The 14,862-nt window shown below is 45.7% G+C and carries 10 protein-coding genes; 6 read left to right on the top strand and 4 right to left on the bottom strand.

All coding sequences use genetic code 11. The features are described 5' to 3' along the window. Positions 1-64: 64 nt before the first annotated feature. Positions 65-2,509 (bottom strand): TonB-dependent receptor, encoded by a 2,445-nt coding sequence (locus L5L98_RS09930; protein WP_263140410.1) that lies wholly within the window; start codon positions 2,507-2,509, stop codon positions 65-67. A gap of 860 nt (positions 2,510-3,369) precedes the next feature. On the opposite strand from L5L98_RS09930, the gene aceB reads away from it, so the two are divergent. The 3 genes from aceB to L5L98_RS09915 all read left to right on the top strand — a co-directional run bounded on the left by aceB (position 3,370) and on the right by L5L98_RS09915 (position 7,388). Beyond that, the gene (aceB, locus tag L5L98_RS09925; RefSeq protein WP_263140408.1) at positions 3,370-5,019 is read left to right on the top strand and encodes a malate synthase A; all 1,650 of its coding nucleotides are present in this window, start codon (positions 3,370-3,372) and stop codon (positions 5,017-5,019) included. A gap of 140 nt (positions 5,020-5,159) precedes the next feature. After that, positions 5,160-6,485, top strand: coding sequence for an isocitrate lyase (gene aceA, locus L5L98_RS09920; RefSeq protein WP_028760720.1), 1,326 nt, complete (start codon positions 5,160-5,162; stop codon positions 6,483-6,485). A gap of 534 nt (positions 6,486-7,019) precedes the next feature. Then, positions 7,020-7,388, top strand: a complete 369-nt coding sequence (locus L5L98_RS09915; protein ID WP_006080843.1) for an acyl-CoA thioesterase — start codon at positions 7,020-7,022, stop codon at positions 7,386-7,388. 80 nt (positions 7,389-7,468) lie between these two features. Here L5L98_RS09915 and L5L98_RS09910 read toward each other — a convergent pair whose 3' ends face one another. The 3 genes from L5L98_RS09910 to yiaY all read right to left on the bottom strand — a co-directional run bounded on the left by L5L98_RS09910 (position 7,469) and on the right by yiaY (position 10,328). Then, entirely contained in the window at positions 7,469-7,675 is a 207-nt protein-coding gene (locus L5L98_RS09910; RefSeq protein WP_028760719.1) for a hypothetical protein, read from the bottom strand. A gap of 288 nt (positions 7,676-7,963) precedes the next feature. After that, positions 7,964-8,329 carry a hypothetical protein gene (locus tag L5L98_RS09905; protein ID WP_028760718.1) on the bottom strand — a complete coding sequence of 122 codons (366 nt, stop codon included), beginning with the start codon at positions 8,327-8,329 and terminating at the stop codon, positions 7,964-7,966. A gap of 850 nt (positions 8,330-9,179) precedes the next feature. Then, positions 9,180-10,328 carry an L-threonine dehydrogenase gene (gene yiaY, locus L5L98_RS09900; protein ID WP_028760717.1) on the bottom strand — a complete coding sequence of 383 codons (1,149 nt, stop codon included), beginning with the start codon at positions 10,326-10,328 and terminating at the stop codon, positions 9,180-9,182. 599 nt (positions 10,329-10,927) lie between these two features. Here yiaY and betI point away from each other — a divergent pair. The 3 genes from betI to betA are packed head-to-tail and all read left to right on the top strand — an operon-like array spanning position 10,928 to position 14,682. After that, positions 10,928-11,533: a transcriptional regulator BetI gene (gene betI, locus L5L98_RS09895; RefSeq protein WP_173246034.1), complete on the top strand. Its 606-nt coding sequence runs from the start codon at positions 10,928-10,930 to the stop codon at positions 11,531-11,533. Next, on the top strand, positions 11,524-12,987 hold the full coding sequence (betB, locus tag L5L98_RS09890; RefSeq protein WP_173497049.1) for a betaine-aldehyde dehydrogenase: 1,464 nt from the start codon (positions 11,524-11,526) through the stop codon (positions 12,985-12,987). The genes betI and betB overlap by 10 nt, the downstream gene beginning before the upstream one ends. A 9-nt stretch (positions 12,988-12,996) precedes the next feature. Continuing rightward, positions 12,997-14,682, top strand: coding sequence for a choline dehydrogenase (gene betA, locus L5L98_RS09885; RefSeq protein ID WP_173497050.1), 1,686 nt, complete (start codon positions 12,997-12,999; stop codon positions 14,680-14,682). Positions 14,683-14,862: the final 180 nt, after the last annotated feature.

The raw sequence follows: 14,862 nt of genomic DNA, 5'->3' as shown, positions 1-14,862 counted from the left end.
AGAGAGCATAAATGCTCTCTTTTTATTGGTTTAGAACATCAAATTTAACGCTGATGTTTAGGTGTTAAAAGCTATAGCTGTATTGCAGTTTGACGTTGCGTTCTTCACCCGGCATACCTCCGAGGAACATGGCTTTACTGTAATAGTCTTTATTGAAAAGGTTATTGATGTTCAGCTGGATTTTCCAAGAATCCGCGTTGTAGCTCACTGCCGAGTCAACGACGGTATAGCTAGGCACGTAACCGTCTGGAATACCAAATGAGCTTGAGTGCGTACTGCGATCATCGACAAATTTTGCACCAAGGCTCAGCTCGATTGGGCTTGATAATCTAAACCAATCCGCGCCATAGGTAATCCAAGCACTGGCAGTGACATAAGGCACACCTTTTTGACGGCTGTCGTAATTTGCGACGTCATTCGGGTTTTGCTTATCCCTTGCATCTTGGTACATGCCATTAAGGTTAACGCGCCATTGATCATTCAGGTGGGCATTGAGATCGAGTTCGACCCCCTGAGTATCTTCGCTGCCATCATAAAAATACACGGGAATATTAGGGGTTAATATGCCATTGGTATAATCAGGGTTGTTATAGGCGACATTAGTACGCGAGCTTTTAAAGAATACCAGTGAGCCAAGCAATTGATCCTCAAATGCTTTAAAGCGCATACCTAGATCATTGCTAATTGATTCTGAATCATCTCGGTCGGTAGCATTATCTTTTACTGCATCAAGTACACTGTAGGCGGTGCGCCCTTTAGAATGGTTGATGAAAAATGATAAATCCTCAATCGGCATGTAGGTTAACCCTAGGTTATAGGTCATACCGTTATCTGTGGTATCGGCTTCTGGTGTCGCTTGGGATTGGCTAGTGCTATAGCGTGGATCAACACCAAAGTGCTCATAGGCTTGTTTAATCTCATTAAAGGCAACACCAATACGCGTGGTAAAGCCGTATGGCAGATAACTGACATGTTGTAAGCCTACGCCCCAAGCGCTGACTTTTTTGTCATAGTTAGCGGTTTTGAGTGGGTCATAGTCCTCGAATTTACCTGTGCCCCAATTAGGATTGCGGATGTCGTATATATAAGGCAGAGATCCTTGGTAAATGATTTTGCCATCTTTGTTTTTAAAGATTTGATCCGCATCGTAGATAGAATATTGCTGGAAACGAATATTACGATCTTCGTAGTTGGCATTGACCAATAATTCATTGTCTATATTGCCAATTTGGAAGTCATAGCGTAGATCGGCAAAGTACTGCCACGAAGTCTCGTCGGCATCCACTTTACGGTATTCCTGACGTCTTGCAGCAAAAGGATAAAGTTCGCCGTTTTCAACTAAAGGCGCGCGGGGATCAGTGTTGATCGGGTTTTTGCCTTGTTTCCAGTAGACGTAGTTATAGGCACCTGTTTGGCGGGCGAAGCCTGAAGTGTAGTCGCGATACTGTAATTGCTGATTAAGAAACAGATTATCGTTGAAGTAAATATTATGGGTTAGTTTAAATCTTAACTCTTCGCCTTCATTGTCCTTCGCCATGGGTGAAATCAGCCCTGCATCACCAAATGAATAGGGCCTTAAGCCGTCAGCGCCCGACAACGAGTCCGCTAGCTGCTGACGCTGTGCATCGGTCAGTTGTAGACCCTTACCAGTTGGATCGTTGATCAAATCCTGCCAAGTGACCTCTCCCGCGCTTTTACCGCCGACTGAATCGGCATTGTAAATTCGAATCGGGTGGCCAATAGAGTCAACGGCAATAGCATCTTTGATGTAAGCACCTGAAAGCATTACATCTTGGCTATCACTTAATACCCATTTCAAGGCGCCATAGATTTCGTCTCTGTCTGTGCCTATATCGCGATAGCCATCACTGCGGCCGGATTTGGCCACTAAACGGTAGGCGACATCATCGCTCAGGCCGCCCGTGCTATCCAGAGCAAGGGAGTAGGTATCCCATTGTCCAACTTCGGCGGTAAATTTGTTTTTTGACTCGAATTGCGGTTTTTTCTCAATTAAATTGATGACGCCGCCAGCACTCCCCATGCCATAGAGTCCAGTCGCTGGGCCTTTTAATACTTCTACGGATTCAACGTTGGTTAAAGAGCGCGTGGGGTTGAAAGTGTTACCAAGGCCAGCACCGCCATACATACCGTCATAGGTGTAATTTGCGCCTAAACCACGGATGACTATGTTGTCACCGATGCCATAGTTATTACCCGCTTGAGTCACACCACTGATGTTACGGATCAAGTCTTGCAGATTATCTGTACCTTGGGTTTCGATCAGTTCTTGGTCAACAATCACTACAGCTGCAGGGGTTTCCATGAGAGACATGTCTGATTTAGTCGCTAGCCCTGAATTTTTCACCACTGAGTTTTGTCTGCCATAAACCGTGATGCGCTCAACGTTGGCTTCAGTATTTGCTGATACCGAGTTAGCTTCGGCGGATGCAGTTTGCGATAAAACGGAAAGGCAGGCGAGTGCAGTTAGTGACAAACGAAATGATTTCATTAATGGTTCCCCCAAATAAATAGGTCGCGAATAGTAATGATTTGCATTTGAGTTGGCAACATATGTTTCAGATGTCGTGGTTGAAATGTGCAGTGCTGCGAATAAGTGTTACGAAAAGGCATGTATTTGAGGAAGTAAGGTATGGGTTCTCGCAGGAGAAAAGCTTCATAAAAAGTCGCGTCTAAGTTCCATCCCGCTGTAATGTCAAATTTGTTTCATTTTTTTTATAAAAAAGTGATTTATTTTTTGAGTTAACCATCACATCCCACCTTGTTGATCGGGAAACGCAACCAGGTACTTAGTTTGAATCGCACACGACACTTATTTCGTTTACGTAAACGTCAAAATAAAACGGTCGTTTTAATTTGTAGCAATAGCAACAGTCTTTATCATTATGATTTATATGGATTTATCTGACTTACCTCTAGGTTAGTTCAAAACATTGAGCATTTTCTACTTAGGTCTAATAGAGTAAAAATGATGTAATAATAAATTTACTCTTAGTTATTTAATTACGTAATTAATTACTTTGCGTATTGATTGGTAAAGTTGTCTGACAAGTTTCATTTAACTGCAATTGTCATATGTGATTAAAATGTTTAAATGCTTATTTATCAGTTATTTGTCGTTAATTTTCTTGCTTGGTCAGACCAATTTTAGCATGGTTTTTACTTAGGTTAATGCATGTTTTTGTCAATCTTGGACTGTTGCAAATACAAACGTTTGTCGGTAAGTTTTAGTTCGAAACAAACATTTGATGGTTTTTTGGTGAGTTTATAAGCAGTGGTGATTGGGGATACTACTGCTTTATATGTCAGCGTTAAGCCTGTGATAGTGGAGCCTCTTGGGAGGGCATCAAGATGACGGAACACACTTTGAGTGAACAGCAATTGAATTCGACACTGGGTAAAGCTACAGCAAACGCCACGCTTAATATTGTGGGTCGTGACATTCCAGGCCAAGAAGTCATTTTTACCGAAGGGGCTGTCGCCTTACTCGAATCCCTTTGTCGTGAATTTGCCGACGAAGTACCCGCCTTACTCGCTAAACGTAAAGATAAGCAAGCGCGTATCGATAAAGGCTCATTACCCGACTTTCTGCCTGAAACCCGCGCTATTCGTGATGGTGCATGGCAAATTCGCGGTATTCCCGATGACTTACTTGACCGCCGCGTAGAAATCACAGGTCCCGTTGAACGTAAAATGGTGATTAACGCACTCAACGCCAATGCCAAAGTGTTTATGGCCGATTTCGAAGATTCTTTAGCACCAAGCTGGGAAAAAGTCGTCGAAGGTCAAATCAATCTACGTGATGCAGTGCGTGGCGATATTGAGTACACAGTACCGGACACGGGTAAGCACTATAAATTAGGGCCAAATCCGGCAGTGCTTATTTGCCGCGTTCGTGGTCTGCACCTTAAAGAAAAACACGTGCAGTTTAATGGCAAAGCGATTCCTGGCTCACTGTTTGATTTCGCACTGTATTTCTACCACAACTATCGCCAACTTTTGGCCAAGGGCAGTGGTCCATATTTTTATATTCCTAAGTTAGAAAGTCATATTGAAGCGCGCTGGTGGGCAAAAGTGTTTGCTTTTGTTGAGGAAAGGTTTTGTCTGCAAGCGGGCACGATTAAATGTACTTGCTTGATTGAGACTTTGCCTGCCGTGTTCGAAATGGACGAAATTCTCTATGAACTACGTTCCAATATCGTCGCACTGAACTGTGGTCGTTGGGATTACATCTTCAGCTATATCAAAACATTAAAACGTCATAGCGACCGAGTCTTACCGGATCGCCAAGCCGTCACTATGGATACGCCTTTCTTAAGCGCTTATTCAAGACTCTTGATTAAGACCTGCCACAAACGCGGTGCCTTAGCGATGGGCGGCATGGCAGCCTTTATTCCTGCTAAAGATCCTGCTCAGAACGAAGCGGTATTGCAGCGAGTTCGTCGAGATAAAGAGCTTGAGGCGCGTAACGGTCACGATGGCACTTGGGTCGCGCACCCTGGCCTTGCCGACACCGCTATGGGGATTTTCAACGAATACATAGGCCAAGATCACTGTAATCAATTACATATTACCCGTGATGTAGACGCGCCAATTCTGGCTAGTGAGTTACTTAAAACCTGCGATGGTGAGCGCACTGAACAAGGGATGCGTCTGAACATTCGTATCGCCCTGCAGTATTTAGAGGCGTGGATCAGTGGCAATGGTTGTGTGCCCATTTACGGCTTAATGGAAGATGCGGCTACGGCTGAGATCTCTAGAGCATCAATTTGGCAATGGATCCAACACGGTAAGTCGCTGTCAAACGGCAAACTCGTGACCAAGCAACTCTTTAAAGACATGTTGGTTGAAGAGCTGTCGAACGTGAAAAAAGAAGTGGGTAGCGACAGATTCACCCATGGCAAATTCACCCAAGCGGCGGTATTGCTCGAAGACATTACCACCTCCGACGAGTTGGTCGATTTCTTAACCTTACCCGGTTACGAAATGCTGACAGCTTAGAATGAACTCATTTGCTTGAACCGTTTTAGGTAAACCAGATTTAGCTGTGGCGGGGCTACCGCCAACCAAACAATTTAGCAGAGTGAAACTGGGGGGCAGTTTCATGATAGCTACAACATCAAAGATAAAGGAGCGACACTATGACTAAGGCAACGACTCAGACTTCACGTCAAGAACAGATTGATGCAATCAAGCGAGATTGGGCTGAAAACCCACGTTGGAAACACGTGCGTCGTCCTTATACCGCAGAAGAAGTGGTTGCGCTTCGCGGTTCAATCGTGCCTGAGAATACTATCGCTAAGCGCGGTGCTGCGAAGTTATGGGAATTGGTTAACGGTGGCGCTAAAAAAGGCTATGTGAATTCACTGGGTGCGTTAACGGGTGGTCAAGCGGTACAACAGGCGAAAGCGGGTATCGAAGCGATTTACCTTTCAGGTTGGCAAGTGGCAGCCGATGCTAACTTAGCCGGCACTATGTACCCAGATCAATCTTTATACCCAGCCAACTCAGTGCCAGCTGTGGTGTCACGCATCAATAACTCATTCCGTCGCGCCGACCAAATTCAGTGGGGCAATGGCGTTAATCCAGAAGATGAAAAATTTGTTGATTACTTTCTGCCAATTATTGCTGACGCAGAAGCGGGCTTTGGCGGCGTATTAAATGCCTTCGAACTGATGAAGTCGATGATCGACGCGGGCGCTGCCGGCGTTCACTTTGAAGATCAGTTAGCTTCAGTGAAGAAATGTGGTCACATGGGCGGCAAAGTATTAGTGCCAACCCAAGAAGCGGTACAAAAGCTGGTTGCTGCACGTTTAGCAGCGGACGTGAGCGGTGTCGATACGCTGGTTATTGCCCGTACCGATGCTAACGCGGCCGATTTGTTAACTTCAGATTGCGACCCATACGATCGTGATTTCGTGACTGGCGAGCGCACCAATGAAGGTTTCTACCGTGTGAAAGCAGGTCTTGACCAAGCGATTTCTCGCGGTCTAGCTTACGCCCCTTATGCGGATTTGATTTGGTGTGAAACCGCTAAACCGGATCTTGAAGAAGCGCGTGTTTTTGCTGAAGCGATTCATGCTCAGTACCCAGATCAACTGCTTGCTTATAACTGTTCGCCTTCGTTCAACTGGAAGAAAAATCTGGACGACGCCACTATCGCGCGCTTCCAACAAGCATTGTCAGACATGGGCTACAAGTACCAGTTCATCACTTTAGCCGGCATCCACAACATGTGGTACAACATGTTCGACCTCGCTTACGACTATGCGCGCGGCGAAGGTATGAAGCATTATGTCGAGAAAGTTCAAGAAGTTGAGTTTGCTGCAGCGAAGAAAGGTTACACCTTTGTGGCGCATCAACAGGAAGTGGGCACAGGTTATTTCGACCAAGTGACTACGGTTATTCAAGGTGGCCATTCTTCAGTGACTGCACTGACTGGGTCTACCGAAGAAGAACAGTTTTAAGCAGTAGAAGCGCTTAGGATGATCCATTGTGATTGTGGATTACTCCTTAGCACGCCTTATGCTGATGTATCTGGTGAGGCGTGGTTAAAAACTCGAAATAGAGGGCAAGAGCGGACTGTGATGAGTTACCGAGCTTGCAGCTTAAATCTCGAGTTGAGTATGAAAGAGTGTTACCCGTAAGCCTGTGTTTAGCTGCTTTGCAGCTGTTGTCCCCGTACAGTTCGCCTACATGTGCTGCGCGGGTTTTTAAGTCAAACCTTGTGACTTAACTTCCTACCCTGTAAGTTTTTGCTTGCCTTAGCTTGGCGACTCTATGAGTCGCTATTTTTTTGCTTATTGGTTCACTATTGCGCTGATTAATATGGTGCAACTCTGATACGACTTGGTGCAATAATCGGATTATTTTACAGCAACTTATTGCTATCTCATTGTTATTTAATAGCTATCAAATGTGGCCTGAATAATGCTCTGAATATTACGGGAAGTTACAGTGCATTAAAGCTGATTATTGGCATTCACATTGAGGTCACCGCCATGAAATATTACAGTCGCCGTTTAGTTAAACCTGAACATTTAAATCCAGCAAATACCCTGTTTGGCGGTCAGTTGCTCAGTTGGATAGATGAGGAGGCCGCTATTTTTGCTGCCTGCCAGATGAAGAGCACCAGTCATGTGACTAAGCTGATTTCTGAAATCAACTTTATGACGCCAGCGCATCAAGGAGATGTGATTGAGTTTGGTCTGGAGCTCGTGAGTCTCGGCCACAGTTCTATTACCGTGAGCTGTCAAGTACGTAATAAGATGACGCAGGCGCCAGTGGTGAGTATAGATAAGATGGTGTTTGTGCATGTGAATGCCCAAGGATTGCCTGTGCCCCATGGTATTCGGGCGAATGCGGCTTAAGGGGCGTGGCGCTTAAAATGCGTGATGCTTAAATGTATAAGATGCTTAAAATGAGCAGTGACGCCTAGGCGTCACTGTCATTAGTCTTTGGTTAAATCTTCTTTTACCGATTTGACCGCATCCCGTGAAGCATGACCTATGGCTTTTGTCGTGTCTCGAGTCGCGTGGCCTATCTCAGTGGTGACTTCTTTAGTCGTTGTGCCGATGGCACGGCCTGCGTCCTTTAAATCCGCACAGGCGGATGTAGCGAGTAATAAAGGAATAATAATGAGCGTCGCTTTATTCATTGTGATGCCAATCCTCAATTTAAGTTCGTAACTCAATTTACTGGGCCTTGCCATTTTTACTGTGCAAAATGACATTCGGGACAATATAACAGATCTTGAGCTGAATCACGCTATGGCGACATTATCTGCTGAGCCGCTGTTGCAATGCTTCTGTTCGAGTATCAACCGAGTGAGTGAAACTAAGAGCATTAAATGACGTCGTGGATTGAGTTATCGAACTCGACAAATAAAAACGCCAGTGGCGTTTTGCGCACTGGCGTCTAAGGTCGCTAAATAATACTGCAAAGATTATTCGAGTTTGGCTAAGCGTTGTTGATAGTCTTCAATCAGGTGCTGCATGATTTCTTCAGGCGCCGCATCGTCACAGCAATCGTCTAAAAAGATTTTAAAGGTGACTAAGGCATGGCCGTCGTTTTTGAGTCTATCACTCTGCATTGAGAAGTAAGCATCTTCATTTTCGGCTTTACGAACCACAAACTTATTCGTTTCGAAGGTTTTTTCCCCAGAAAGCTCGTGCCATTTAGTGATGCGATTTAACGCGATCTCACAGGACTGGTTCATTTCAATATGATTTAACCAAGTAACGGGATGTTCAGGATCTTTGTAATGTGGACATCTAACTGTGTAGTTATATACATGGGTGATTGCAGTCATAGCGTACCTACCTGTTCGAGGATATTGTTGCCATCATAGGCATCGTTTTTGAATTCGGTCAATCATTAATTAAGTCTATATAGCCTTGATGTTTTTTGACGGAGAAGGATAGTTACTGCATGAAAATTAACCATTTACTTAATCTGTCATGTCTCTATTTAGCATGAGTTTTATGCCAATAACTTTGTGCTAGATCTCAGTTTTGGGTGAAGTTTCGCTTTTGCTGAATTACTGATTAATAAAGCAACAACTTGGTCGTCAGTAAGTCTTATTGATAAAAAGAGCGAACAGCGGAGTAAATAGGTTAATTAAACTTTGATGGGAGCTATATGAGTAAGTGGCAGCATAAGTTGTCGCAGAGGAAACGCAGAAGGTAGAATGGACAGAGGCCCATTCGTTAGAACGGGCCTCTCAGCTGGCTTCATCTTTTGCAGGGAAAAAGCGAACTGGGGCCATCTTATCGGATCTGTAACAGTCTGTAACCCACAGAGATCACGTTTTTTATATCATTTTGCTATGAATATTTGAGGTTCAGATCCTTTCTTCTTGAATATGCAGATTTGTGAGTGTTTTGTCAGTGCAAAGGTGCATAGACACTGAGTTTTATGTTGGTTTTTGTTACTCAATTTTTAAGATAGTAACTTACCTCACCATCTTGTTGATACAGGTGTAAAAAAGGCCCCAATAGTGCAGCAATAATCTGTGCACTATTGGAGCCTAAAACGAATTCATTGGAGGATGAAGTCGTGTTTACGCACTAGCAGGACAATAAGTCGTTATCCAGCAAGTTAGCGCACGATTGTTGTGTGCTAACTTGCGATTGGTAAGGTATGGCGATTACAGCGCACAATTACAGCGCATTAGTGAAGATCTGACAGATCTCCGCATGGGTCGCTTGTTTTGGATTGGTGAATCCACAGGCATCTTTTAACGCGTTATCCGCAAGTGTTGGAATATCTTCCGCTTTCACGCCTAACAAGGTCAGGTTTTCTGGGATCTTAACCGCAACAGACAGTTTTTTGATTGCCGCTATCGCCGCACTGGCACCTTGCTCATCTGTCATCGCAGACACATCGACACCCATAGCCTTGGCAATGTCTTTTAAGCGAGCAGGGACGACCTGGGCGTTGTATTCCTGCACATGTGGCAGCAGCAGAGCGTTACACACGCCGTGGGGCAGATCGTAGAAACCGCCTAATTGGTGCGCCATCGCATGCACATAACCTAAGCTGGCATTGTTAAACGCCATACCTGCTAAGAACTGGGCGTAGGCCATTTGTTCACGGGCGTTGATGTCTTGACCGTTTTCAACTGCGTTGACTAAGTTAGCTTGAATCAATTCCATAGCCTTGATCGCACAGGCGTCGGTGATCGGGTTCGCTGCAATAGACACATAGGCTTCAACCGCGTGAGTCAGTGCATCCATACCTGTTGCGGCAGTTAGGCTCGCAGGCTTTTTCAGCATTAACTCAGGGTCGTTGACCGACAGCAAAGGCGTGGTGTGTTTATCGACAATCGCCATTTTAATGTGGCGGGCTTCGTCGGTAATGATACAGAAGCGCGTCATTTCACTGGCAGTACCTGCCGTCGTATTAATGGCCACTAACGGCAACTGTGGTTTCGCGGATTGATCTAACCCTTCATAATCTTTGATGCTGCCACCGTTGGTTGCAACAAGGGCGATACCCTTGGCACAATCATGGGGTGAGCCGCCGCCGAGTGAAATTACAAAGTCACACTTGTTGGCTTTTAACAGGGCTAAACCCGCTTCGACGTTCGTCACGGTTGGGTTAGGTTGTACACCATCATAGATGGTGGAGGTAATACCATTTTGACCGAGTTTTTCGGCCACTTCACCCACTAAGCCAATCTTGACTAAGGGTTTATCTGTCACTATGAGTGCGTGTTTAAAGCCTAAGGTTTTGATGTCACCGATAGCATCATCCACTGCGCCTTGGCCTAATACGTTGACAGAAGGAATAAAAAATTTAGCAGCCATAAAATCCACCTATTTGCTTGTAAAGATTAAGTTGTGTTCTTTTCTGGTGATCAAGCTACCAATTTGGAGGTAGTGAAAGTGTGAGCTTGATCGAGTTCGGCGCTTATCTGAGGGTAATTTCCCACTAAAGTTGGAACTGGGTAACTAAATTTCGGACTTTTATGACGGGTATTAGTGTTGGCGTACGATATGGTTTTTTAGCGTTGTTAGCGCCCCTGGTGATGCATCATTTCTGTGCATTTTTCGTTTACTTTTTATCCCACTTTTTATCCAGCATTTGACGGCTCAATTGTTAAATCTAACAGAGGTTAAACCTCATGAATACTCTCATTTGTAGCATTAACTCCAATTAATTAGTTTGATATCTAATATTGATTTATGCGTACTGCTGTGGTTGTGGTAGGGCCGTAAGTCAAAGGAATCTATAGTTTTATCTTGTTTTTACAGGTTAATTCTTTTTTACATAACTAACTTGTGAGCTTTGTCACTGTGGTATTTTAGGTTGATAGTTACATCACTAATCATTATCATGATTGTTAATTGAACGTTCAATTAACGTCGTTCAGAGTATTGAGAGAGTGGTTATTCCTTGAGTATTTATGCCTAAAGCCGCAATGAAATTGATACGCAGACAGCAGCTTATCGATGCGACATTAGCATCGGTTGCCTTGCATGGATTGCAGCACACGACCATCAACAGCATTAGTCAGTTGGCGGGGATGTCGTCGGGGATTATCAGTCATTATTTCAGTGGTAAGCAGGGCTTGATCCAAGCGACGCTGCGCCACTTGCTCGAGCAGTTAAAGCAAGCGTTGCTCAATCGAATCCAAGGACAAGTGTTGGCGCCAACAGAGCGCTTAATGATGATAGTTGAAGCGAATTTTACCGAGTTACAGCGCTCACGAAATGTCACTCACACTTGGCTGAGTTTTTGGGCACAGGCCGTCCACGATCCCCAGTTAGCCCGTTTGCAGAATATCAATAGTCGCCGCTTATACAGCAACTTACATTTTTCCTTTCGGCACGTGTTGCCCAAAGAGTTTGCCCTGATGGCTGCTAAGCAAACGGCGGCGATGATCGATGGATTTTGGTTACGCAGCGCCTTAAGTGAAACCCCTGAGCAGGATTTTGTTCAGGCCGAAAAATTATGCAAAACCTTTATCCACAATGTGATAAAGCAGCATGGAGTCAATACATGTCAGTAGAAGTACAGTACAACTTTATTGCGGGTCAGTTGCTCGCTAACGACAGCGGCGAAACCTTCGACGTCGTCAATCCTGCCACTGGGCAATTGGCGTACCGAGTGCAAGTGGCCGATGAAAAAATTCAGCAAGCGGCCATCGAAAGCGCCAAAAAAGGCTTTGCTATTTGGTCTGCCATGAGTGCCACTGAACGCAGCCGTATTCTGTTAAACGCGGTCGCATTATTGCGGGCTCGTAATGATGAACTCGCGGCAATCGAAGTGTTCGATACAGGTAAACCTTGGCAAGAAGCCTCAGTGGTTGATGTGGTCACAGGCGCAGATGCTATCGAGTTTTTCGCCCATATTGCCCCTGGGCTTGAAGGCGCGCAGCAGCAAGTCGGTGGGGATTTTTATTACACCCGCCGTGAGCCTTTAGGCATTTGTGCAGGCATTGGCGCGTGGAATTATCCATTGCAAATCGCCTGTTGGAAGGCCGCACCTGCCTTAGCTAGCGGCAATGTGATGATTTTTAAACCTTCGGAAGAAACGCCGCTTGGCGCACTGAAATTGGCGCAACTCTTAAGTGAGGCGGGTTTGCCCGATGGCGTATTTAACGTCGTGATGGGTGACGGCAAGGTTGGCGCTTGGTTAACGGGGCATCCAGATATTGCCAAAGTGTCCTTCACGGGCGAAGTCGGTACCGGTAAAAAAGTCATGGCCGCGGCGGCAAGTTCATTAAAAGACGTCACTATGGAACTCGGTGGTAAATCACCGCTTATCGTATTTGACGATGCCGATATCGATAATGCCGTTTCAGGTGCCATGCTCGGTAACTTCTATACCCAAGGTGAAGTCTGTACTAATGGGACGCGGGTGTTTATCCATGAGTCAGTTTATCCACGCTTTATCGAAAAACTGCTTATGCGTACTCAAACCAATATTGTGGTGGGCGATCCTATGGCGCCAGAGACTAACTTTGGCGCCTTGATCTCCAAAGATCACCAGCAAAAAGTACTCGATTATATTCAGCAAGGTATCGATGACGGCGCAACTCTGCTCACCGGTGGCACAGCATTAACACCTGAAAATGCTCCCAATGGTTACTTTGTTGCCCCGACGATTTTCACCCATTGCACCGACGAGATGCGCATCTGTAAAGAGGAAATCTTTGGCCCTGTGATGTCGGTACTCACCTTTAAAGAGGAAGCCGAAGTGATTGCTCGGGCAAACAATACCGCTATGGGCTTGGCCGCTGGGGTGTTTACCCAAGATATCAGCCGTGCTCATCGGGTCATTCATCAGTTACAGGCGGGTATTTGCTGGATCAATGCTTATGGCGCCTCGCCAGCCGAAATGCCTGTAGGTGGGTATAAGTTGTCGGGTATTGGCCGTGAAAACGGTAGCGAGACACTCAAGCATTACACCCAAATTAAAGCCGTTTATGTGGGTCTGCAGCCCTTAGAAAGCCCATTTTAAGGAGGCATTTTGACTCAGTCATTAGAGCAAAAATATTATAACTACATCATAGTTGGTGCAGGATCAGCGGGTTGTGTGCTCGCCAATCGCTTGTCAAAGGATCCTAAAAACGAAGTGCTGTTATTAGAAACCGGAGGCAGCGATAAGAGCATCTTTATTCAAATGCCGACGGCGTTATCAATTCCGATGAACAGCCCTAAATATGCTTGGCAGTTTGAAACTGAGCCTGAGCCATATTTAGATAATCGCAAGATGCATTGTCCTCGGGGCAAGGTGCTTGGCGGTTCATCGTCGATCAATGGCATGGTATACGTTCGTGGTCATGCTAGGGACTTTGATGAGTGGCAGGCGCAAGGGGCGACCGATTGGGATTATAGCCACTGCTTACCGTACTTTAAGAAGGCGGAAACCTGGGCCTTTGGTGGTGATGAGTATCGCGGTGAGTCTGGGCCGTTAGGCGTGAATAACGGCAATCAAATGCAAAACCCCTTGTACCAAGCCTTTGTGGATGCGGGCATTGCGGCGGGGTATTTATCGACCACCGATTATAATGCGGCGCAGCAAGAAGGTTTTGGCCCTATGCATATGACGGTCAAAAAAGGCGTACGCTGGTCAACCGCCAATGCCTATTTACGCCCAGCGATGGCTAGACGTAACCTCACGGTTGTGACCCACGCTTTAGTGCATAAAGTGTTATTGGAAGGACAAATGGCTGTTGGCGTTCGCATTGAACACAAAGGTAAAGTTGAAGATATTCGTTGTAACAAAGACGTGATTTTAGCTGCTGGCTCAATAGGTTCGCCGCATTTACTGCAATTATCAGGCATTGGCGATCCCCAAGTATTGGCCGATGCAGGGGTCGAGTTACAACATGAGCTGCCCGGTGTTGGTCAGAATTTACAGGATCATTTAGAGTTTTATTTCCAATTCAAATGCCTTAAACCGATTTCACTCAATGGCAAGTTAGATCCTTTCAGCAAGTTCTTAATCGGTGCTCGGTGGGTTTTAGATAGATCCGGTTTAGGGGCTACGAATCACTTCGAGTCCTGTGGTTTTATTCGCTCAAAAGCGGGTCTGGAATGGCCAGATTTACAGTACCACTTTTTACCTGCGGCTATGCGTTACGATGGCAACGAAGCCTTTGCGGGTCATGGGTTTCAGGTACATGTAGGCCATAACAAGCCTAAGAGTCGTGGTGCCGTGACCTTAGTGTCGGCAGATCCTAAAGCACCGCCCAAAATTCAGTTCAATTATTTACAGCATCCCGATGATATTGAAGGCTTTAGGGCCTGCGTGCGTTTGACTCGTGAGATCATCAATCAAACGCCATTCGATGAGTATCGTGGTGAGGAAATTCAACCCGGCACACAAGTGCAAACCGATGCGCAAATCGATGCCTTTGTGCGTCAATCGGTTGAGAGTGCTTATCATCCTTCTTGCTCGTGCAAGATGGGCACGGATGCGATGGCGGTGGTGGATCCCGAAACCCGCGTGCATGGCTTGCAGAATTTACGGGTGGTGGATTCTTCTATTTTCCCGATTATCCCGAACGGCAATTTGAACGCGCCGACCATCATGTTGGCTGAGCGCGCCGCGGATCTGATTTTAGAGGCTGAGATGTTAGCGCCAGCAGACTGTGCCGTTGTGGTTGCCGACGCTTGGCAAACCACACAAAGAAGTACTGCGACAAGTTAAAGCCATAAGTTAACAACACGCCTGCTCAGTCCGTCGAATCGACGGACTGGCGGCTTCAATTTTGAAGTGACTCATTAATTGATGACTCAAAAGGGTCATGATTCATTTTATCTAAAGGGTCGGTCAGCCCGCAGTGAGTGTGCAAATGACCGCTTTCACGACTGATCATCTATCAGGGTT

The organism is Shewanella sp. SM23, from assembly GCF_025654295.1.
Taxonomy (GTDB): Bacteria; Pseudomonadota; Gammaproteobacteria; order Enterobacterales; family Shewanellaceae; genus Shewanella; species Shewanella oncorhynchi.
The sequence above is the reverse complement of the archived record's forward strand: the minus strand, read 5'-3'. Positions and strand labels throughout refer to the sequence as shown.

Coding starts and splice junctions, on each gene's coding strand:
- aceA (WP_028760720.1), top strand. CDS start 5,160: ATGACTAAGGCAACGACTCAGACTTCACGTCAAGAACAGATTGATGCA.
- yiaY (WP_028760717.1), bottom strand. CDS start 10,328: ATGGCTGCTAAATTTTTTATTCCTTCTGTCAACGTATTAGGCCAAGGC.
- L5L98_RS09915 (WP_006080843.1), top strand. CDS start 7,020: ATGAAATATTACAGTCGCCGTTTAGTTAAACCTGAACATTTAAATCCA.
- aceB (WP_263140408.1), top strand. CDS start 3,370: ATGACGGAACACACTTTGAGTGAACAGCAATTGAATTCGACACTGGGT.
- L5L98_RS09910 (WP_028760719.1), bottom strand. CDS start 7,675: ATGAATAAAGCGACGCTCATTATTATTCCTTTATTACTCGCTACATCC.
- L5L98_RS09905 (WP_028760718.1), bottom strand. CDS start 8,329: ATGACTGCAATCACCCATGTATATAACTACACAGTTAGATGTCCACAT.
- L5L98_RS09930 (WP_263140410.1), bottom strand. CDS start 2,509: ATGAAATCATTTCGTTTGTCACTAACTGCACTCGCCTGCCTTTCCGTT.
- betB (WP_173497049.1), top strand. CDS start 11,524: ATGTCAGTAGAAGTACAGTACAACTTTATTGCGGGTCAGTTGCTCGCT.
- betI (WP_173246034.1), top strand. CDS start 10,928: ATGCCTAAAGCCGCAATGAAATTGATACGCAGACAGCAGCTTATCGAT.